General features: G+C 68.1%; 17 protein-coding genes and 1 pseudogene. 9 read left to right on the top strand and 9 right to left on the bottom strand.

The genetic code is table 11. The features are described from left to right. Nucleotides 1-71 precede the first annotated feature (71 nt). Nucleotides 72-842, top strand: a complete 771-nt coding sequence (locus ACIRRY_RS18620) for an IclR family transcriptional regulator (RefSeq protein WP_403973715.1) — start codon at nucleotides 72-74, stop codon at nucleotides 840-842. A gap of 264 nt (nucleotides 843-1,106) precedes the next feature. On the opposite strand, the gene ACIRRY_RS18625 is transcribed toward ACIRRY_RS18620, so the two are convergent. Further along, entirely contained in the window at nucleotides 1,107-2,312 is a 1,206-nt protein-coding gene (locus tag ACIRRY_RS18625; protein WP_403973718.1) for an IclR family transcriptional regulator C-terminal domain-containing protein, read from the bottom strand. Between the two features lie 271 nt (nucleotides 2,313-2,583). Further along, nucleotides 2,584-3,279 carry a DUF4142 domain-containing protein gene (locus ACIRRY_RS18630; protein WP_403974575.1) on the bottom strand — a complete coding sequence of 232 codons (696 nt, stop codon included), beginning with the start codon at nucleotides 3,277-3,279 and terminating at the stop codon, nucleotides 2,584-2,586. Nucleotides 3,280-3,573: 294 nt separating this feature from the next. Between ACIRRY_RS18630 and ACIRRY_RS18635 the strand changes: the two genes are divergently transcribed. The 4 genes from ACIRRY_RS18635 (at nucleotide 3,574) to ACIRRY_RS18650 (ending at nucleotide 7,909) form a co-directional block, all read left to right on the top strand. After that, entirely contained in the window at nucleotides 3,574-3,858 is a 285-nt protein-coding gene (locus ACIRRY_RS18635; protein ID WP_403973721.1) for a cellulase-like family protein, read from the top strand. An 86-nt stretch (nucleotides 3,859-3,944) separates the two neighbouring features. Beyond that, nucleotides 3,945-5,978, top strand: a complete 2,034-nt coding sequence (locus tag ACIRRY_RS18640; protein WP_403973723.1) for a fibronectin type III domain-containing protein — start codon at nucleotides 3,945-3,947, stop codon at nucleotides 5,976-5,978. A 297-nt stretch (nucleotides 5,979-6,275) separates the two neighbouring features. Beyond that, entirely contained in the window at nucleotides 6,276-7,091 is an 816-nt protein-coding gene (locus ACIRRY_RS18645; RefSeq protein ID WP_403973725.1) for a pectate lyase, read from the top strand. A gap of 11 nt (nucleotides 7,092-7,102) precedes the next feature. Next, nucleotides 7,103-7,909 (top strand): endo-1,4-beta-glucanase, encoded by an 807-nt coding sequence (locus tag ACIRRY_RS18650; RefSeq protein WP_403973728.1) that lies wholly within the window; start codon nucleotides 7,103-7,105, stop codon nucleotides 7,907-7,909. Nucleotides 7,910-8,613: 704 nt separating this feature from the next. On the opposite strand, the gene ACIRRY_RS18655 is transcribed toward ACIRRY_RS18650, so the two are convergent. Next, complete coding sequence (locus tag ACIRRY_RS18655; RefSeq protein ID WP_403973730.1) at nucleotides 8,614-9,546, bottom strand: aldo/keto reductase; 933 nt, start codon at nucleotides 9,544-9,546, stop codon at nucleotides 8,614-8,616. 85 nt (nucleotides 9,547-9,631) lie between these two features. Between ACIRRY_RS18655 and ACIRRY_RS18660 the strand changes: the two genes are divergently transcribed. Further along, complete coding sequence (locus tag ACIRRY_RS18660) at nucleotides 9,632-10,255, top strand: TetR/AcrR family transcriptional regulator (RefSeq protein WP_403973732.1); 624 nt, start codon at nucleotides 9,632-9,634, stop codon at nucleotides 10,253-10,255. A 544-nt stretch (nucleotides 10,256-10,799) separates the two neighbouring features. On the opposite strand, the gene ACIRRY_RS18665 is transcribed toward ACIRRY_RS18660, so the two are convergent. Together ACIRRY_RS18665 and ACIRRY_RS18670 are read right to left on the bottom strand one after the other, a co-directional pair. Beyond that, entirely contained in the window at nucleotides 10,800-11,966 is a 1,167-nt protein-coding gene (locus ACIRRY_RS18665) for an acyl-CoA dehydrogenase family protein (protein WP_403973734.1), read from the bottom strand. 43 nt (nucleotides 11,967-12,009) lie between these two features. Continuing rightward, entirely contained in the window at nucleotides 12,010-13,200 is a 1,191-nt protein-coding gene (locus ACIRRY_RS18670; protein ID WP_403973737.1) for a CaiB/BaiF CoA transferase family protein, read from the bottom strand. 147 nt (nucleotides 13,201-13,347) lie between these two features. Here ACIRRY_RS18670 and ACIRRY_RS18675 point away from each other — a divergent pair, with 147 nt between their 5' ends. From ACIRRY_RS18675 to ACIRRY_RS18685, 3 genes are all read left to right on the top strand, one after another. After that, a complete protein-coding gene (locus ACIRRY_RS18675; protein ID WP_403973739.1) occupies nucleotides 13,348-14,301 on the top strand; it encodes a LysR family transcriptional regulator in 954 nt (317 codons plus the stop codon). Nucleotides 14,302-14,464: 163 nt separating this feature from the next. Then, on the top strand, nucleotides 14,465-15,334 hold the full coding sequence (locus ACIRRY_RS18680) for a MaoC family dehydratase N-terminal domain-containing protein (protein WP_403973741.1): 870 nt from the start codon (nucleotides 14,465-14,467) through the stop codon (nucleotides 15,332-15,334). After that, a complete protein-coding gene (locus ACIRRY_RS18685) occupies nucleotides 15,331-16,170 on the top strand; it encodes an HpcH/HpaI aldolase/citrate lyase family protein (protein WP_403973743.1) in 840 nt (279 codons plus the stop codon). Before ACIRRY_RS18680 ends, ACIRRY_RS18685 begins: the two co-directional genes overlap by 4 nt. Nucleotides 16,171-16,206: 36 nt before the next feature. Here the strand turns inward: ACIRRY_RS18685 and ACIRRY_RS18690 are convergent, their stop codons facing one another. The 4 genes and pseudogenes from ACIRRY_RS18690 to ACIRRY_RS18705 all read right to left on the bottom strand — a co-directional run bounded on the left by ACIRRY_RS18690 (nucleotide 16,207) and on the right by ACIRRY_RS18705 (nucleotide 19,514). Beyond that, entirely contained in the window at nucleotides 16,207-16,956 is a 750-nt protein-coding gene (locus tag ACIRRY_RS18690) for a hypothetical protein (RefSeq protein ID WP_403973745.1), read from the bottom strand. 3 nt (nucleotides 16,957-16,959) lie between these two features. Then, entirely contained in the window at nucleotides 16,960-17,622 is a 663-nt protein-coding gene (locus ACIRRY_RS18695) for a transposase (protein ID WP_403973747.1), read from the bottom strand. A 300-nt stretch (nucleotides 17,623-17,922) separates the two neighbouring features. Then, nucleotides 17,923-18,110 (bottom strand): annotated as a pseudogene (locus ACIRRY_RS18700) (ferredoxin); the annotation flags it as partial. 171 nt (nucleotides 18,111-18,281) lie between these two features. Then, nucleotides 18,282-19,514: a cytochrome P450 gene (locus ACIRRY_RS18705; RefSeq protein ID WP_403973749.1), complete on the bottom strand. Its 1,233-nt coding sequence runs from the start codon at nucleotides 19,512-19,514 to the stop codon at nucleotides 18,282-18,284. Between the last annotated feature and the right edge of the window lie 150 nt (nucleotides 19,515-19,664).

The following is a 19,664-nucleotide window of genomic DNA, read 5'->3' on the forward strand; positions in this document are numbered from 1 at the left end:
CACGAACCTGCAATGTTTCCGCAACGAACGCGCGGGATGGCACCGACGCCCGGCGCTAAGCTCGGCACGCGATGACCACCGACAGCAGCCTCAAACGCGGCCTGGCCGTACTCAGCCTCTTCGCCCGGCACCCACCGCAGGATCCGCGCGGCCACACCGCGGCCGAGGTCGCCGTACTGCTGGGCCGGGAGCGCAGCCAGGTCTCCCGCATACTGCGGAGCCTGGAGGCCGCCCGGTTCCTGCGCCGCGACCGCGCGTCGCTGCGCTACTCCGTTGCCTGGGAGCAGTACGCGCAGGCTCAGCAGATCACCGAGGCGCGGCTGCGCCGGGACGGCCGGACCGCGCTGGAGGGCATCGCCGCCGACACCGGGGAATGCGCCTATCTGGGAGTCCTGCGAGGCGCCAGCTCCGTGACGGTCCTCGAGTCGATGCCGCCGGCCCTGTCGTCGTTCGTGTCCTGGGTGGGCCGTGGTTATCCGGCGTACTGCAGCGACGCCGGGCAGGCCCTGCTCTTCGACGCCGACGACACCGAGATCGCGGCCGTCTTCTCCCGCACGGCCTTCGTCCGGCACGGCCCCAACACCCCGGCCGACCTCGGCGACTTCCTGTCCCGGCTCGACGCCGCCCGCAAGCGGGGCTACTCCATCGTCGACCAGGAAGCCGAGCCCGGCCTCTACTCGCTCGCCGCCCCGGTCAGGGACTTCCGCGGCGAGATCGTCGCCGCCGTCCAGGTCGTCGGCCCCCGCCACCGCATCGAGCCCGCGACCGCGGCCTGCGCCGAATCGGTGGTCCGCTGGAGCGACTGGCTCACCGCTGCGCTGTGTTCGGCGGGCGAGGAGTGAGGACTCTGCCCGGCGGGTGGGGCAACCGGCTTACCGGCGCGGTGCGTTCGGCGAGCCAGGAGTGAAGGGTCCGCCCAGCGGTCGGAGCAACTGGCTCACGGCTGCGCTGTGTTCGGCGGGCGAGGAGTGAGGACTCTGCCCGGCGGGTGGGGCAACCGGCTTGCCGGCGCGGTGCGTTCGGCGAGCCAGGAGTGAAGGGTCCGTCCAGCGGTCGGAGCAACTGGCTCACGGCTGCGCTGTGTTCGGCCGACCAGGGCTGAACGCTCAGCCCAGCAGACGCTCCAACCGCGACGCCGCGTCACCGATCGCGGCGACGAGCTCGTCCCGGTCGTCCCGGGCCGCCGCGTGCGGCACTACCGCGCTGACCGCCGCCACGATGTCCCCGCGCGGATCCCGCACCGGCGCGGCGACCTCCAGCACGTCCTCGTCGTACTCGCTCTCACACACCGCGACGCCTCGCGCGGCGTCGGCGGTGACCCGCAGCAGCAGATCGTCCACCGTCCGCGGCGCGTAGGGGCCGCCCGCGCCGATGAAGTCCTCGCCACCGAGGAGCTCGGTGATTCCCTCTCGGGACTGACCGAACAACAGGGCCCGTCCCGCTCCGGTGCACCAGACCGGCGTCAGCCGCCCCGCCCGCGCCCAGGAGAACTCGGCCCAGGCCGCCAGTTCGGCACGCACCGAGAGCACCATCGCTCCGCGGAGCACATCCACGTAGGCACACGCCCCGAACCGGATCACCAGCTCCCGCAGCAACGCCCGGCTCTCCACCCCCCACGGCCCCGCCTCGGCCGCGACGGCCAGCAGTTCCGCGCCGGCGCGGAACTCATGCCCCTCCCGGACCAGCACCCCGGACTCGACCAGATCCCGCAGCAGCCGCGACGCCTGCCCCTTGTCCAGCCCGCCCTCCTCCGCCAGCCGGACCACACCGGGCCCGCCTCGGGGATCCAACTCCCCGCGGACAACCCGCTCCACCAGCCCGAGCCCTCGGGGCAGCGCCCCCATCACCACGTCCACCTGGCGGATGCTACAGATTCCGGGCTGGATCTTCAGGACCCGCAGCCGGGTGCAGTCGTCGATCGCTGTGAACTGGTAGTACCTATTGCGGCCGCCGCGCCGGCCTTGCGGCATGGAAGCGAGAGGTTCGATGAACCTCACGTCGATCTGCACGCGGTGGCCGGGCAGTTGCTTCCCATAACGCTTCCCTCTGCGGTCGTGGCGCTGATTGCCCTGTAAGGCGGGCAGGCGGCCCATGTCCCGGCGCTTGAGTATCCGCCACATGCCCGACTTGCTGATCGTGACGTCGTGGTACCGCTTGAGGTACATCGCGATCTCCTCGGGTCCGAAGGGGTAATTCTGGCGGAGGTAAATGATCTTCCCTACGACCTCGACGTGCGCATCGTTCGGGCTGCGCTTGAGCGCCTTCGAGCGAGTGCGCAGCACCTCGATGCCTCGGCTTGAGAGTGGCGACACCAGAGGCAGTAAGCCTGCCGACTGATGCCGAATTACCGGGCAACCCGTGGCGACGTGCCGGCGGCCTCCGACATGACGTAAGTGATCGGAGACACAGGTGTCAACGATGATCGGCAGTTTTAGATGGCACAGCTCGGACTCTTTGGACAGACGCGGGTCGCCATAACCCGCAACAACCAGCTTGAAATGTCTCAGAATAAACCGGTCATGGCGCTGTTACAGGCTCTCAGATTTTGGGCGAGGTCGAGCTGGGACCTTCCCCAAGCCCGACTCAGCCGATTGCATCGATGTCTACCGGAGTGGAAGTGGCGCTAGGCGGCGGGGTGAGGACCGTCATCGACTGACCAAGGGCCGGAGGCGGTGGGGTCAGGTCGTACGAAGGCAGATTAGGCGGAGTGGTCTGCCGCAAGAGGGTCTGGTCGAAGTTGACCAGGCCCGTTCTTTCCATAACCGTGATGTGATCAAGAACAGTGTCGTTGGCCTGATCGGCCAGGGCGCGAACGAGTGTGTTCTTCGTGGTAGAGCGGATTTTCGCCACCGTGTTGAAAATCGATCCGTGAGTCATTCGCAGAATGTTGGCAAAGTCCGAATCAAACTGCTCGCGAGTGTCTGCCGTCAGTGAGGAAACAAAGCCTTGCTGCTGAGGGCTCGCAACATTGGGCAGCATGATGTTCAACATCGGCGCTATCTTGCGGCAGGTAGAGTCCAGCGCGGAGTGCCCGTCAATGAGGTGCCGACTCGCGATGACCACGGCCTGTGTTGTGCCTTTCTGCAGGCCGAGCTGGCCTACAGGGTATTCCCACAGCCCGGCCGCGCGGACCTTCACAACGAAGTCCCGGTCCGACTCGGTCAGAGGGCCCCACGGTGTTTGCGCAATGATGATGTCGTGCGAGGCGGGGACAGCACTGGCACCCGATGTGCCCGGGTAGACGAGAGCCGCGACCGTAAGACTCACGGCGCCGCCGATAATGAAGGCCCCCGTCATGTTCCACGAGAAACGCACTGTACCTCCTGCAGGTCGTAGATCCGTCCACGGACGGCTGCAACCAGCGGTACGCACGTAACACGCACGTGACTCGACGACTTTGGCAAAAAATTTGCGGATTCTGGCTGAAGTTGGTGCCGTGCTCTGGCGGCGTGTGCACCCTGGCGCCTGGCCGCCACCGGAATCCCCCGCGAACTGTTCTACGCCCACGACTGGGTCGACCCCGACCGCTGGGACCTGTGGCTCTACGAGAACTATCCGACGCACCGACAGGCCATGCGCGAGACGCTTGCCCGGTGGGTCGACTCCGTCGCCGAGTTCGCCCGCCACCGCGGCATCCCCGCCGTCCTCGGCGAGAGCGCCGTCGGCTACACCCCCCTCCTCACCCGCTTCGAGGAGGACGCCGTCGGCAAGGACATCGCGGAGTACGTCGTCGACCGCTGCCTCGCCGCAGGCTTCCACGGCGTCGTACTCACCTCCAACGCGGCCCCGCACCACCCCATGTGGCACACCGACCGGGACTGGATGCGGCGCGTCAACGCCCGCATCACCGGAGCCTGAACGCAGCTCGACAGCCTGAGCAATTGATCCGATGTCTTGCCGTCGCTTTCATTGACGTCTCATCTCAACACCCCTACCTTTCCAGCATGTTTCCCACAAGAGAGCGTGCGCACGTCACGAGACTCGCGAAGAAACTCCGGTTATTCATCGGGTCTTACCGTGTCATCGCGGCCTTCGTCTGCGCCCTTCTGCCCATCGGGGTGCTGACCCTGCCCGCGCACGCGGCGACCGCGGTCACCTACTTCGTCTCGCCGAGCGGCAGCGACGACAACGCGGGGACCAGCGCCGCCGCCCCCTTCCGGACGCTCACCAAGGCGCAGACGTCGGTCCGGGCGATCGACACATCGACGTCCGGCCCGATCACCGTGACCCTGGCCGGCGGCGTCTACCGGCTGACCAAGACGCTGACCTTCACCGCCGCGGACTCAGGCGGCGGTACGGCCGGCACCATCTGGTGGAAGGCGGCGCCAGGACAGACCCCGGTCGTCAGCGGGGGCGCCCACATCACCGGCTGGGCCAAAACCAGTACGAACAGCGACATCTGGTCCGCTCCGGCCCCCACCGGCCTGGACACCCGGCAGTTGTACGTGGACGGCGCGCGCGCCCAGCGCGCGACGGGCACCCTGCCGGTGTCGGTGACGCAGACGGCAACCGGGTACACCACAGCGTCCGGTGACCCCATGGCCGGCTGGCGCAACCCGTCGGCGATCGAGTTCGTCTACCGGGGCGGCCTGGGACTGTGGACCGAGCCGCGTTGCCCGGTCGCCTCGGTGACGAGTACGGCCATCACCATGGCCCAGCCCTGCTGGAACAACTCGACCCAGCGGGTCATGCGTACCGACGACTCCGGCCGCACCTACAACCTGGTTGGCCGCAAGTCCATCACCGAGAAGCCGACGGCGGTGGAGAACGCCTACGAACTCCTCGACAAAGCGGGCGAGTTCTACCTGGACAAGAGCGAGCACCGGTTCTACTACATCCCGCGTTCCGGGGAGAACCTGACCACCGCTGACGTCGAGGCGCCTTCACTCGACACGCTGGTGGCGTCCTCCGGCAAGGCCTCGGACACACCCAGCCATGTCGGCTTCCAGGGCATCCAGTTCAGCTACGCGAACTACACCACCTCCAACACCGGCACCGGCTTCTCCGAGATCCAGGCCACCTACCAGGTCACCGGCACCAAGGGGTACGCCACCCAGGGCCTGTGCGACTTCGTCTCCGGCGGCACCTGCCCCTACGGCAACTGGACCAAGATGCCCGGCGCGGTGCGCTTCACCTACGACAAGAGCATCCACTTCGACCACGACTACTTCGTCCACCTCGGCGCGGCCGGACTGGACCTCGGCGACGGCTCACAGAACGCCACGGTCACCGCCTGCGTGTTCACCGACATCTCCGGCAACGGCCTCGACCTGGGCGGCGTGGACATCCCCCAGCCCAGCAGCGCCGCCCAGCACACCAGCGGGATCACCGTAAAGGACAGCCACTTCTACAACACCGCCGCCGAATACCGCGGCGGGATCGCCATCGACGCCGGCTACATCGAAACCTCGACCATCACCCACAACCAGATCGACCATGTCCCCTACACGGCGATCTCCATCGGCTGGGGCGGCTGGCCCGACAAGGTGAGCCTGCCCGCACAGCCCAACTACTCCCACAGCAACACCATCTCCAACAACCTGATCTACGACCACATGTCACTCCTCGGCGACGGCGGAGCCGTCTACACGAACGGCATCACCGGCACCTCCATGGCCACCGGTGAACACGTCAGCGGCAACGTGGTCCACGACCAGCTCAACACCTCCGGCGGCCACGTCCTGTACACCGACAACGGCGCCACCTACGTGTCCATCGTCGGCAACGCCGTATGGAACATCAACGTCTCCCCCTGGGGCAGCAAACACGGCAACTACACCGCAGGCGACGGGACATACGACCCCACGGACATCGAAGGCAACTACTGGCCGAGCGGCCCCTCGGACTACAACAGCAAGGGCGTCCTGATCCAGGACAACCACAACATCACCGCAGCGGACCAGGTTCCGTCGGGCATCCTCGCGGCCGGCGGCATCGAGGCGCAGTACCAGGCAATCCTCTCCTGGCAGCCGGCCTGACCTGAGAACGTCCCGGCTGGGGCCATGCGCCGGGCACCGCTCAGTTGCAGGGCCCCAGTCGTCCGGGTGCGGCGGCGGTCGGCGATCACTTCGAGGCTGCCACCGAACGGGACGGCCCAGTTCGGCCACTCCCCCGGCCATCGCGCGGTGCTCGTACTCCAGGTACATCGACCATGCCAGGGCGCCACGCCCTGTTCACACCACCAGCGTACGATCAGGCGTCCGTTCGAGGGTGACGGCCATACGTTCGGACGACACCGCGCGCGCCGGGACCGGACGTCTGCCAACGATCCAACCATGCAGAGCAGAAAACGCATCCTCATGCCTCTCGCCGTCTTCGCGGCGGCGGCCCTCGTCCCCTCCCTCCCGACCACCGTCGCGGCGGCCGACCGCCCGGCCGCCGCCGACTCCGCGCGGCCTACTGCCGACTGGCCCGCCGCGAAACGCGTCCAGCCGGTGTCCGCCACGATCAAGGTGACCGGCAACCGGGACTTCGACTTCACCCGCTTCGTCGGCACCGGCGCACTCGGCGGCGGGGACCAGACCGAGAACCAGCCACCGATCCTGGAACTCGCCGACAAGGCCACCGTCTCGAACGTGATCATCGGCTCCCCCGCTGCCGACGGCATCCACTGCCGGGGCACCTGCACGCTGAAGAACGTTTGGTGGGAGGACGTCGGAGAGGACGCGGCCACCTTCAAGGGCACCGCCGCGAACCAGACCATGACGATCGACGGCGGCGGCGCCCGCAAGGCCGCCGACAAGGTGTTCCAGCAGAACGGCCCCGGCACGTTCGTCATCAAGAACTTCACGGTCGAGAACTTCGGCAAGCTCTACCGCTCCTGCGGCAACTGCAAGACGCAGTACCAGCGGCACGTGGTGCTCGACAACGTCACCGTGAAATCCCCCGGCCTCGACGTCGTCGGCATCAACTCGACACCGTACGGCGACACCGCGCGCCTGACCCGCATCACCATCCAGGGCGACCCGGCACGCAAGATCGTGGTCTGCCAGAAGTTCCGCGGGGTCACCTCGGGTGAACCCGCGAAGGTCGGATCCGGACCCGACGGCCGCAACTGCATCTACAAATCCTCCGACATCACCTACAAGTAGGAGCACTCACGATGTCCACCCTCAGAACCTTCACCGCCGCGGTCGCGGCCGCCGTCGCCGCACCGCTCCTGCTCATCCCCTCCACTGCGCAGGCCGCCGACAACTGCACCGCCTTCAACACCATCAAGGCGTCCCCGTACTACCTCAACAACAACGTCTGGGGCGCCAGCGGCGCCACTGGCAAGCAGTGCACCTGGCTCAACTCCCACCAGGGCGGCAAGGTCAACTGGGAGACGTCCTTCGACTGGTCCGGCGGCAACCCGACCGGCGTGAAGGCCTACGGCAGCATCGTGCTCGGCTGGCACTGGGGCTGGAAGGACACCACCACCAAGCTGCCCGTCCAGCTCAACAGCCGCCGCAAGATCACCTCCAACTGGACCTTCGGCATCACCCAGAACACTCCCTCCGTCCTGAACGTCTCCTACGACGTCTGGTTCCACCAGAAGTCCAACCCGGACTGGAAGGACCAGCCCCACGACGAGATGATGATCTGGCTCAACCGCCAAGGCGGGGCAGGCCCGTTGGGCACCAAGCGGGAGCGGGTCACGGTCGGCGGCACCGCCTGGGACCTGTACGTCGGACAGATCGTCAACAAGGACACTGCGGGCAAGGTCGTCAGTAGCTGGAACGTCTACTCCTACGTCCGCGTCGCCAACACCAACTCCGCGACCACCGACATCACCGCCATGGCCGACGCCCTGGTCCAGCGCAGGCTGCTGGCCAACAACGCGTATCTGACGAGTGTGGAGGCCGGCACCGAAGTCTTCCGAGGAAAGGGCAAGTTGAGCAGCAGTTCATACTCGGTGAACGTCGGCTGATCCCAACGGCTTGACGGATAGCGCCGATGGCGGTTTCCGGGTGCGGGGAGGGCGTCCGACAGCAGGCTGCGACGACCGGAGCGGACACCCTCCTGCACTGCATGTGCACGCTCACGACCATCTGATTGGGCGGTTGGCAGTCGAGAGCGTGAAGCTCACCCAAGTACCCAAAGGTGCCAGGGTGATCGGGTACCCGGTCTATTCCGTCGACGACACCGACGGATACATCCTGGACAACCAGGACGGGATCAAGGACCCGCGCGACATGACCAAAACGCCCAACTACGCGGGCAAGCCCATCACGGTCGAACCGCACAAGAGAACAGTGCTGTGGCGCCATCGTCACGAGGGTCCTGGCCACGAACTCCGTGGGGACACGGGCGTGGCGCATGCCCTCAAAGCCACGCACGCCGCGGACCGACTGACATCGTCATGCTGTCGCGATCGGCAGGTTCAGGTGACCGCGGCTTTGCCATCGCCCTGCCGCAGTAGTGCGGGAAGTCCAAAGCCGATGCGACGTCCCGGTGCGTGTCCGCTTCCGCAGTCCACCGACTTGGCCGTCGTGATCGCCCAACCAGGCAGTGGCCTCCTCCAGCAGACTCCGGCGCCAGCACGGAGTGACGAACGAATCCGTCATCAGGCGTAAGGCGAGGTCGTCGGAAAGGTCGGCGTCACGTGGAAGGGGTCGGGCCGGCCGGGGCTTGTCAGGACTCGATGTCGCCGGCGCGTGTGGGGACGGCGTCGAGCGCGGCGAGCGTCGCCTCGTCGAGGGTGATCGCGCCCGCGCCGACGTTGGCCCGCAGGTGGTCCGCATCGGCGGTGCCGGGGATGAGAAGGGTGTGGGGGGTGTGGTGGAGCAGCCAGGCCAGGCCGATCTGCGCGGTGGGAATGGTCAGTGCCTGCGCCGCGGCGATGACGGCGGGCTCATCGGTGACCTTCGGCAGGCCGGCATAGGCACCGCCGAGCGGGAAGTACGGCACCCAGGCGATGCCCTCGGCCAGGCAGAGCCGCACCATGTCCTCGTCGTCGCGTGCCACCAGGTTGTAGGCGTTCTGCACGCAGGCGATGCCCGCCGGAAGGGCCTGGCGCAGTCCGTCGAGAGAGACGCCGCTGAGACCGATGGCACCGATCTTGCCCTCGTCACGCAGGTCGGTCATCACGGCGAGCTGGTCGTCGAGGTCGACGATCTGGTCACCCTCGGGGCGCAGGCCAGGGCCGTGGTCGGCCCGGCGAAGGTCGACGAGGGGAAGTTGTTCGAGTCCGAGGCTCTTGAGGTTGTCCTCGACGCCGGCCCGCAGCTGTTCGGGGCGTTGGGCGAGGCGCAGCGGGATGGGCCCGGTGAGGTCGGGTTCGGCGCCGACCTTGGTGACGACCAGGACGTCGTCCTCGGGACGGAGTGCGGCGGCGATCACCTCGTTGACGAAGCCGTTGCCATAGAAGTAGGCGGTGTCGACGTGATCGACTCCAAGGTCGACGGCGTGGCGCAGCAGCGAGATCGCGGCGTCGCGGTCCAGGCGCCGCAGTTGCATGGCGCCGTAGCCGACACGGGAGACAGTGCGGCCCGACAGTGCGCCGGGCCCGCCGGGTCGTGCCACTCCGCCGGCAGTGAGCTGGTCGGATCGGATGGTGGACGGCATGACGGGCTCGCTTTCATGAGACGATGGAGGTAAACGGAGGGACTCCGTTAATGACCACCGTAGCACTAACCGGAGGGCCTCCGTTTTGAGTGTGTCCGACTCTCCCACTCCCGGCCGATCAGAGAAAACGGCCGGACGCCCGGCCCGTGCAGATGCACAGCGCAACCGCGAACGGCTGCTCGGCGTAGCCATCGACGCCTTCGCCGCGACTGACGGCAAGGCCACCCTCGACGCCATCGCCCGCGAGGCCGGCGTCGGGATCGGCACGCTCTACCGCCACTTCCCCACCCGCGAAGCACTCGTCGAAGCCATCTACGCCGCCGAACTCGACGCCGTCGTCACCAGCGCCCCCGCACTGCTTTCCGAGCTACCACCCGAGGCCGCGCTGCGGGCATGGATGGACCGCTACGCGGCGTTCGTCGCGGTCAAGCGCGGCATCGCCGACACTCTGCGCGCGGGGTGGGCCACGGGCACCATCGCCACACCTGCCACCCGAGAGCGGATCACCGCGGCGATCGCGGAGATCCTCGACGCCGGAGCCAAGACCGGCTCCCTCCGGGCGGACGTGGAACCGGAGGCAGTCACCATGATGCTGCTCGGCGTATTCATGTCGACGACGGCCGGCAACAGCCCGGAGCTGACAGAACGGCTGCTGGATCTCGTGGCGGATGCGCTGCGGCCGACAACGGACAGACGACCGCTGGACTGACCCACCCAGGCCGTTCCTGATGGTTCTTGGGCGGTGTCTCGGAGCCGGATGGCGATCGCGGTGGGCGGAGCCAGGGCGCGGCTCCGCGCGGGTGGGGCCCGGCGGGCACGGGCATGTGGGCCCATCACGTGATTCCCCTCACACACTCTTGGAACGCGTCGCCACCGCAGCCGACCGGCGCTGCCGCCCGATGGTGTTCATCCTGGTCCCCGGGCAGGCCGCCGACAGCCCCCGGTTCGTCGGCAAACACGACATCAAGGCCGTCATCCCGTACATGAAGGCCCCACGACCCCGACCGCGGCGCGGTCGGGCGCGCGATCAACAAGATGTCCGCTGGATCCGCAACCTCGGAGCCACATCGTGATCGCGACCAAAGACAGGCACTGGCAGCGAGGAACCGCTTGCCGAAGCCCTGTAACTGTCGCACTCGACTCGAATCCGTCGGACAGGGGGCGGGATGCGGCGCGTGGCCATCGCCCTTCGGCCTTCGGTGAAGTGCCGGTCGCCCGGAGTGTCGGGCACGTGCTTCAGCGAACGACGGTCCTCATGCGTCAAGTCCTCCCCGTTTCACCAACTGGCTCGCGATGACGTTCCGCTGGATCTCGTTGGTGCCCTCACCGACGATCATCAGCGGGGCGTCACGGTAGTAGCGTTCGACGTCGAACTCCGTCGAGTAGCCGTAACCGCCGTGGATGCGCACCGCGTTGAGGGCGATCTGCATGGCTGTCTCCGAAGCGAACAGCTTCGCCATTCCGGCCTCCATGTCCACCCGGCGGCCCGCCTCCGCCTCCCGGGCCGCGTGCAGGGTCAGTTGGCGGGCCGCGGTCAGTGATGTCGCCATGTCGGCCAGGTAGTTGCCGATGGACTGGTGCTGCCAGATCGGCTTGCCGAACGACTCTCGCTCCTGGGCGTAGGCGAGGGAGTCCTCCAGCGCGGCCCTGCCGACGCCGAGGGCACGTGCCGCGACCTGCAGACGGCCGGTTTCCAGGCCCCTCATCATCTGCCCGAAACCCTCCCCCGCGGTCCCGCCGAGCACGGCATCGACCGGAGCGCGGTAGTCCTCGAAGGATAGTTCGCAGCTTTCCACGCCCTTGTAACCGAGCTTGGGCAGGTCGCGCGAGACGGTGAGCCCTTGCCCGTGTTCGACCAGCAGGATCGACATTCCCCGGTGCGAGGGGCTTGCGGCCGGGTCGGTCTTGCACAGAAGTGCGATCAGCTGTGAGCGACGCACGTTGGTGATCCACGTCTTCGCACCGTTCACGACGTAACCCTCCGCGTCCCTGCGAGCGGTGGTCAGCATGGCCTGCAGATCCGAGCCGCCGCCCGGCTCGGTCAGCGCCATGGTCGCCCGGATCTCCCCCGTGGCCATGCGCGGCAGGTAACGGCGTTTCTGTTCCTCCGTACCGAAGCACAGCAGCAGTTTGGCGACCACGGTGTGGCCGCCCATGGCACCGGCCAGGCTCATCCAGCCGCGTGCCAGTTCCTCGGTGATCAGGACGTAGCAGGGCATGGAGACGGGGGTGCCCCCGTATTCCTCGGGGACGGCGAGGCCGAAGATGCCGAGGCCCTTCATCTGTTCGATCAAGGTCTCCGGGTAGGTGTTGGTGTGTTCCAGCTCCCGGGCTACGGGTTTCACGTCCTTGTCGACGAAGTCGTGCACGGTGCGGACGATGAACCGCTCGTCCTCGGCCAGCGTGTCGAGAGTGCTCATGCGCGGCGTTCCCTCCGGGGTGGCGGCGTGGCCGCCGGTTGGTTCAGATGGCGTGCTGGTCCCGCAGGGCGTCGATGTCGGCGGCTCCGTATCCGAGTTCCGCCAGGACGCTGAGGGTGTGCTGCCCCGCCGCGGGGACGGCGTCCATGCGCGGGACCGTGCCCGCCAGGCCGACCGGCGGCAACAGGCTGGACACGGCCGTCCCGTCGGGCAGGGAGACGTCCTGCCAACGGCCGCGGGCCTGGAGCACAGGGTGGGCCAGGAACTCCTGGATGTCGTAGACCTCCGCGTTGGCTATGCCTGCCCGCTCCAGGTGTGCCAGTGCCTCTTGGCTGTCGAGTTCACCGAAGCGGGCGGTGATGATCTCGTTCAGCTCCCGGCGGTGGGCCACGCGGTCGGAGCTCGTGGCGAAGCGAGGGTCCTCGACCAGGTCGGGCCGCCGGAGGAACTGCTCGCACAGAGATGCCCACTCGCGCTCGTTCTGCACCGTGAGCAGGACGTCCCTGCCGTCGGACGCCGTATAGGCGCCGTACGGTGCGATCGTGGCGTGCTGGGTGCCGATGCGCGGTGGCTGAGTGCCGCTGTGCCGTGTGTAGTGGGCGGGCTGGCTGACCCACTCGGCCAGCGCCTCGAACAGCGAGACCTCGACGGCCCGGGCGACACCGGTGGTGGCCCGGGTGTAGAGGGCCGTGAGGATCCCGGAGTAGGCGTACATGCCGGCGGCGATGTCGGCGACGGACACCCCGACGCGGGCGCTGCCGTGCTCGTTGCCGGTGAGGGAGACCAGGCCGGTCTGGCACTGCACCAGCAGGTCGTAGGCCTTGCGGTCGGCCCACGGCCCGGTGGACCCGTAGCCGGTGACGGAACAGGGGATCAGAGTGGGGAAGCGTTCCGCCAGGGCCTCGGCGCCGAGGCCCAGTCGCTCGGCCGCGCCCGGCGCCAGGTTCTCCACGAACACGTCGGCCGTGGGGAGCAGTCGCTCCAGGACTGTTCGGCCCGCGGGTGTCTTCAGGTCGAGCGTCACGGACTCCTTGGAGCGGTTGAGCCACACATAGTAGCTGGATTCCCCGTGCACGGTCGTGTCGTACCTACGGGCGAAGTCGCCGCCTCCGGGGCGTTCCACCTTGATGACGCGCGCACCGAGGTCGGCCAGTTGGCGAGTGGCGAAGGGTGCGGCCACGGCCTGCTCGACGCTGACGACGGTGATGCCGGAGAGCGGCAGAGGTTCGGCCATGCGGATGCCTCCAGGGGATGGGTGTCCCGAGCCGGAGGTTCCATCATGGATAGTTATTCGGTGGGAGGTGAAATACTATTTCGTGATGGCCCCATACACACTGCGGATGTGGGCCGTGCGCACGGGAGCGGGAAGAGGCGGACCTTCATGGATCTCAAGCAACTCAGGGCCGTCGTCATGGTGACCGAGGTGGGTAGTGTCACGCGCGCCGCGGAGCTGCTGCGCCTGGTCCAGCCCGCCGTCACCCGGCAGATCAGGAGCCTCGAACAGGAACTGGGTGTCGACCTCTTCGAACGCACCGGGCAGGGGATGCGGCCCACGGAGGCCGGCACGGTGATCGCGGACCGTGCCCGGCGCGCCCTGAACGAGTTGGAACGGGCCCGCGCCGAGGTGCAGCCGCCCCCGGGCCAGGTGGCCGGCATCGTCACCGTGGGTCTGCTGGAGAGCACCGGCGACCTGCTCGCCGAGCGACTGGTGACGGCCCTGGCCCGCGACCATCTCGGTGTCGAACTGCGGTTGACGATCGCCTACTCGGGTCATCTTCAGCAGTGGCTCGACGACGGTGACCTGGATCTGGCCCTGCTCTACGACCTGGAGAGCGTGCCGCCGCTCAGCGTCCGCCCGCTGCTGCGGGAACGTCTGTGGGCGGTGGCCCCGGCGGCGGCCGGTCTGCGTGCCGACCGGCCGGTGCCGTTCGCGCGGGTGGCCGCGCATCCTCTCGTGCTGCCGACACCGGGGCACGCGCTCAGGCGGCTGATCGACACCACGGCGGCACGCGCCACATGTGTCATGAACGTGGTCGCGCAGACCAACTCCATGCGCGTGCAGCAGCAGTTGGTGCGGGCGGGGCACGGCTGGACCGTCCTGCCCGGCGTCGGTATCACCGACGAGGTCACCCGGGGTGCCCTGAGTGCGGCACCGCTGAGCGAGCCCGACGTGTGGCAGTCCATCGCCCTCGGCACCGCACGGTACGGACGAACGCCTCCCGCCGTGGAATCCGTCGCCCAGGAGCTGATGCGCCAGGTCAGGACGGCCGTTGCCCGGGGCGAATGGCCTTCCGCGCAGTGGGAGGGCGCGGGAGGAACGGCTGAAACCGGATGACCACCGGCGCCCCCCGACCCTCCGCGGGCCGCCGCGTCCGACGGAGTCATGCGTGACCTGCATGCCGGTATCACATATCTCTATTTCTTCCGCCCTCCCATGACCCTCCATGATGAAGAGGAAGAGGCCAGTCGAGCAGCATCCCGCACATCAAGGACAGAACATGCCTTCCTCTCCCCTCCCGCTCGGCTCGTACGTCGGTTCCTGGGCCCCCGGGCCGGTCACCGCCGTCGACGATCTGCCGGCCGGCCCCGTGGCGGCGCTCTCGGCAGTACTCGATCTGCCCGGCGCGGCTGCCGAATCCGGCGCCGCCCTTCCCCCGCTGTGGCAGTGGCTCTACTTCCTGGCCTGGCCGCCGCACCAGGCTCTGGGCGTCGACGGACACCCCGCTCACGGCCACTTCATGCCGCCCCTGCCCGATCGACAGCGCATGTGGGCCGGTGGCCGGTGTGAGTTCGTCCACCCGCTCCGGCTCGGCGACGCCGCCGAACGCGTCAGCAGCCTCAAGTCGGCCACCGTCAAGGAAGGGCGCACCGGCGAGATGCTGTTGGTCACCGAGCAGCACGAGTTCCGCCAGCACGGACGCCTCTGCGTCGTCGAGGAGCAGGACATCGTCTACCGGTCCGGACGCGCCGCAGGACAGCACCCCGCCGGTCCCGACGCCACCACCATTCCCTCCCCCGCCGATCCCTGGCAACTGCCGCTGCAACCGGATCCCGCCCTGCTGTTCCGCTTCAGCGCCCTGACCGCGAACGCGCACCGCATCCACTACGACAGCCCGTACGCCCAGCACGAGGAGGGGTACCCCGCACCCGTCGTCCACGGTCCTCTGCTGGCCCTGCTGATGCTCGAACTGCCCCGCCGCCACGTCCCGGGCTCCCGGGTGCGTGCTCTGTCCTACCGGCTACGGCGGCCGGTGTTCGCCGGTGAACACCTGGCGGTCTGCGGCACCCCGGCCGACTCTCGGGCCGACCTGCGGGTCGCCACCGGGCGGGAGCAACGCCACGCCACGGCGAAGGTGACCTACGCGTGAGAACCGGCATCGAGCGCGTCGCCGCGGCCAGGAGTCTCCTCTTCGTCCCGGGCGACCGGCCCGACCGCTTCGGCAAGGCCGCCACCTCCGGCGCCGATCTCGTCATCATCGATCTGGAGGACGCGGTCGCTCACCCGGACAAGGACCGGGCGCGGGACAATGCCGGCGCGTGGCTCGCCTCGGGCAACCAGGCGGTCGTACGGATCAACCCGCCCGGCACCCCCTGGGCCGAGGCCGATCTGCGGATGGCGGCCGAGGACGCCAGCCCGGTGCTGGTTCCCAAATCCGAGGACCCCGCCGCCCTCGCAGACCTCGTCGCCGACGCGAGCGGACGGTGCACGCTCCTCCCGCTCACCGAGACGGCACTCGGCGTGGAGCGGGCTCATGCCGTGTGCGCCGTGCCCGACGTCACCCGGGCCGCGTTCGGCAACGTCGACCTCGCCGCCCAACTCGGCGTCGCTCACGACGACTTGACGGCGCCGATCTACGCCCGGTCCAGACTGGTCGTCGCGTCGGCCGCAGCGGGCATCACCCCACCCGTCGACGGCGTCACCACCGCCGTACGCGCTACGGCGGTCCTGAGCACCGACACGGCACACGCGCGCCGTCTGGGATTCACCGGGAAACTCTGCGTCCACCCGGCCCAACTCGCCGTGGTCGCCGAGGGTTTCGCCCCCTCCGAACAGGATCTGCACTGGGCCCGTGCCGTCCTGGGCGCCGGTGACTCCGTCACCACGGTCGACGGACAGATGGTCGACAAGCCGGTGCTGGAGCGCGCCCGGCGCCTCCTCGCAGCCGACACCGGTTCCCGGTCCGCCAAGAGAAAATGCGTCTAGCGGTGGTTTGTTGACGGCGGATCGGGACGGTAGAGGTCAAGTGGTCTGCCGGTGGCGACGGCGTCGATCAGTGCCTGGAGTTCGCTGGGTGGAGGCTGGGCTGTCCAGGCCTGCCAGCAGCGTTGCAGCATGTTCCAGGGCACCAGCCAGCCACGGACGGCCCGTATTGCCCGGGGCCAGCAGGGCAGTTGGGGCGGATGGTGTTCTGTCCCGCCCCCTCTCTGCCGATCCAGATGGTGTGTCAGGATCGGGTACTGGGTCGGCCGATGCCGGTGGCGGTGGGGCGAACCAGGTGTTCCAGCAGAAGCTGAACGCGCAGTTGACGAGGGTCTGGTGGCGTCGGATGGCGGTGTCGGAGCGGACCTGGAAGTCGGCCTGGCCGAGTTCGTCCTTGCCCTGTTTGCAGCTCTGCTCGACCCAGTGCCGCAGTCCGTAGATCCGCACGGTCTCGACGAGGTCGGCGGGCTGGTAGGGCGAGTCGGCGACGCGCGGGGAGCCGGGTCGGGGCAGGTCGGTGACCAGGTACCAGGTCGCCTTCGTCGGCAGGGTGGCCGGGTCGGTGGTGGCCACGACCAGGCGGACGTTCCCGTCCGGGCCCCACCAGCCGAGCCGGGCCTCAGCCGCCCACCAGGTGGCAGTGTGTCCGTCGCGGAAGGTGCGCTCGATACGTGTCCAGTCCCCGGAACGGTCGGCATCGGCCCAGGTCAGGCCGCGGGCGGCATCGACGGGGGTGTACGCGCCGGTGCCGTAGGACCAGGTACCGTGCCGGGGTTTGAGGGCTATCACGAACTACAGGCCGGCTGCGTGGAGGCCGGCACGGAAGCTGTCGTGGTCGCCGTAGGCGCAGTCGGCGGCCACCGCCCTACAGGAGAGCCCGGCCGCCTTGGCCTGGGCGGCCAGGGCCACCGCGATCTGCAGTTTGGACCGGAAGCCCGGGTCCGTCTTTCCCAGTGGGAAGTGGTGAGCAGGGGTGTAGGGGCAGGCGTGCACGGGATAGTAGACGCGCTCGTCCGCCCAGCAGGTGGTCACGGTGACCACCCCGCGGTCGATCTTCCCGACCGAGCCCAGGTACTGCTTGCCCACGTGCGCGGTCGCCGTCCCTGACGTGCGGTCCCCGGAATCATCGATCACCAGCTCCCCGCTCCCGTGCGGCGCGGTCGCCGGATCGGCCAGCAGCAGCTCCAGGCGACGCCCATTGACCTGATGGTGGTCCCAGGTCGACTCCGAGAGGAAGAACTGCAGCCGCTGCACCGCCGCATGCTGGGCACCGACCACCGGCTCGGTACCTGCCAGGCAGGTCAGCGTCTTGTTCCGGTCCCGCGGAAGCAGCAGCCCGGCCAGATACTCACGAAACCCACGCCGCTGCGCCAGCGTCTCGAAGAGATCATCGAAACAGGCGGCGTAGGCTTCCAGCGGACCGGGCGCGGGCGGGCAGGGCAGCCGCTTCGTCATCTCAGGCTCCACGAAGCCCAGTTGAAACTCTCACCTCCGGCGTACTACCGCCCCGACCCGCCGTCAACAAACCACCGCTAGCTGATCGTTTCGAACCTGCTGACGGCTACCGACGCGGCTGCTCAACTCGCCAAGTGGAGAGCTCAGTCACAGCATCCCGCAGCAGGGTGGATGGCCCTGCTGCGCTGGGTCATGGCGCTGCCGGATCCGCAGTCCACCGCGCAGCGGGTGTACGGGCTGACCGCAGGGAATCAGGTCCCTGGTCGAGAGCCCTGCGGTCGCTATCTGTCGCATCGTCACCATGAGCCGGATCGCGGCGGCCTGACAAGCGGTCACGATCTCTCGTACCCCGTCGATCATCTATTTGCGAGGGCATCCATCCAGCAAGAAGGCGTGGCCGGCTTCGTCCCGCTCATCAAAGACCTGGGGGCGGCAATGACGCACTGCCCCGACGCCACGCACTTCGGCTCTTCCCGTTCCACGCGCATGGGAGCACCCGTTGCCTTTTGGGGGTGCCCCAGCGAATCGATTACGCGTCCTGCGCCGCCGGTTGCCCGGACCGGGCAGACAGTTCCCCATTCGCGATGTCGTGTTGGGAAACCCTCTGCCCGCTCCTGTTATGCGGCACCGATCCGCGTTCGGCACCAGAATCGGCGGCGTTACCAGGTGACCGGCAGCTCGTAAACGCCGTAGACAAGGCCGTCGTTCTTGAACGGGAGTTTCTCCATCTCGGTGGCCAGGCGCAGTGTCGGGATACGGCGGAAGAGCGTCTGGTACGCGATCTGGAGTTCCAGGCGGGCCAGTGGCTGTCCCAGGCACTGGTGGATACCGAAGCCGAAGGCCATGTGGCGGCGGGCGTCCCGGGTGACGTCGAGCCGGTCGGGGTCGGGGAACTGGTCGGCCTCCCAGTTGCCGGTGGCTCCCGGGATGATGACACCCTCGCCTGCACGGATGAGCTGTCCGCCGACCTCAACGTCCTCCAGAGCGAGACGGCGCTGGCCCATGTGCACGATGGTCAGGTAGCGCAGCATCTCCTCCGACGCATTCGCGAGCACTTTCGGATCGTCGGTGTCGCGGATGATCGCGAGCTGGTCGGGGTGCTCCAGGAGTGCGAGGACACCCAACGCGATCATGTTGGCAGAGGTCTCGTGTCCCGCGCCGAGGAGCAGGACGCCGAGCATGGAGGCTTCCGAGCGGGTGAGGTCACCGGCGTCCATCCTGGCCGCGATGTCGGAGAGCATATCGTCGGCGGGGGTGACGACTTTCGCGTCGAGCTGGCGTTCCAGGTATGCGAGTTGCGCCATGGTGGCGGCCCGCACCTCCTCCGGTTTCACATCCCGGCGCAGCCCCACCGAGCTGTTCTCCTGGAAGAAGTCGTGGTCCTCGTACGGCACCCCGAGCAACGCGCAGATCACCAGCGATGGCAGCGGCAGCGAGAATGCCTCCACCAGGTTGGCCGGCTTGGGCCCGTCCAGCATCGCGTCGATCAGGCTGTCGGTCATCGCCTGGATCGCAGGGCGCAGGGCCTCGATCCGCTTGATGGCGAACGGGGCGGTCACCATGCGGCGAATCCGCGCATGGTCCGGGTCGTCCATGTTGAGGAAGGACGGTGGGGCCTTGATGACGCTATTACGGAAGGCCTCGTTCGCGTACGGAAAGCCCTGCCTGCTGGTGTCGACGCTGAGGCGCTGGTCGCCGTACAACGCCTTCTGATCGTCGTAGCGGGTGACGAGCCAGTGCACGCTCCCGTCCCAGAGCCGAACTTTGGAGACAGGCTTCTCGGCGTGCAGTTTCAGCATCTCGGGGGGCGGGGCGAACGGACACCCCGCTGCCCGGGGCATCGGAAAGTCTGGAAGGGTCTCGTCCGATGTGCCGGCAAGAGCGTTGGTCATGCCACTCCTCGTTGTGGGGGAAGATCCGTTGGATTCATGGAGCGCGGCGAGTCAGCCAGGCGGGGCTGGTGACGGCGGGTCAGCAACTGTCTTGGGAGCGGTGCAGACGAGGCGAGTCTGCGAGATCTCCCGCATCTCCTTCTCTGCTCG

This window comes from Streptomyces sp. NPDC101776, assembly GCF_044766845.1.
Lineage (GTDB): Bacteria > Actinomycetota > Actinomycetes > Streptomycetales > Streptomycetaceae > Streptomyces.

Bases quoted from the DNA above. Each gene is read 5' to 3' on its own strand.
- ACIRRY_RS18620 (WP_403973715.1), top strand. From the start codon at position 72: ATGACCACCGACAGCAGCCTCAAACGCGGCCTGGCCGTACTCAGCCTC.
- ACIRRY_RS18635 (WP_403973721.1), top strand. From the start codon at position 3,574: ATGCGCGAGACGCTTGCCCGGTGGGTCGACTCCGTCGCCGAGTTCGCC.
- ACIRRY_RS18640 (WP_403973723.1), top strand. From the start codon at position 3,945: ATGTTTCCCACAAGAGAGCGTGCGCACGTCACGAGACTCGCGAAGAAA.
- ACIRRY_RS18645 (WP_403973725.1), top strand. From the start codon at position 6,276: ATGCAGAGCAGAAAACGCATCCTCATGCCTCTCGCCGTCTTCGCGGCG.
- ACIRRY_RS18650 (WP_403973728.1), top strand. From the start codon at position 7,103: ATGTCCACCCTCAGAACCTTCACCGCCGCGGTCGCGGCCGCCGTCGCC.
- ACIRRY_RS18655 (WP_403973730.1), bottom strand. From the start codon at position 9,546: ATGCCGTCCACCATCCGATCCGACCAGCTCACTGCCGGCGGAGTGGCA.
- ACIRRY_RS18665 (WP_403973734.1), bottom strand. From the start codon at position 11,966: ATGAGCACTCTCGACACGCTGGCCGAGGACGAGCGGTTCATCGTCCGC.
- ACIRRY_RS18670 (WP_403973737.1), bottom strand. From the start codon at position 13,200: ATGGCCGAACCTCTGCCGCTCTCCGGCATCACCGTCGTCAGCGTCGAG.
- ACIRRY_RS18675 (WP_403973739.1), top strand. From the start codon at position 13,348: ATGGATCTCAAGCAACTCAGGGCCGTCGTCATGGTGACCGAGGTGGGT.
- ACIRRY_RS18680 (WP_403973741.1), top strand. From the start codon at position 14,465: ATGCCTTCCTCTCCCCTCCCGCTCGGCTCGTACGTCGGTTCCTGGGCC.
- ACIRRY_RS18695 (WP_403973747.1), bottom strand. From the start codon at position 17,622: ATGACGAAGCGGCTGCCCTGCCCGCCCGCGCCCGGTCCGCTGGAAGCC.
- ACIRRY_RS18705 (WP_403973749.1), bottom strand. From the start codon at position 19,514: ATGACCAACGCTCTTGCCGGCACATCGGACGAGACCCTTCCAGACTTT.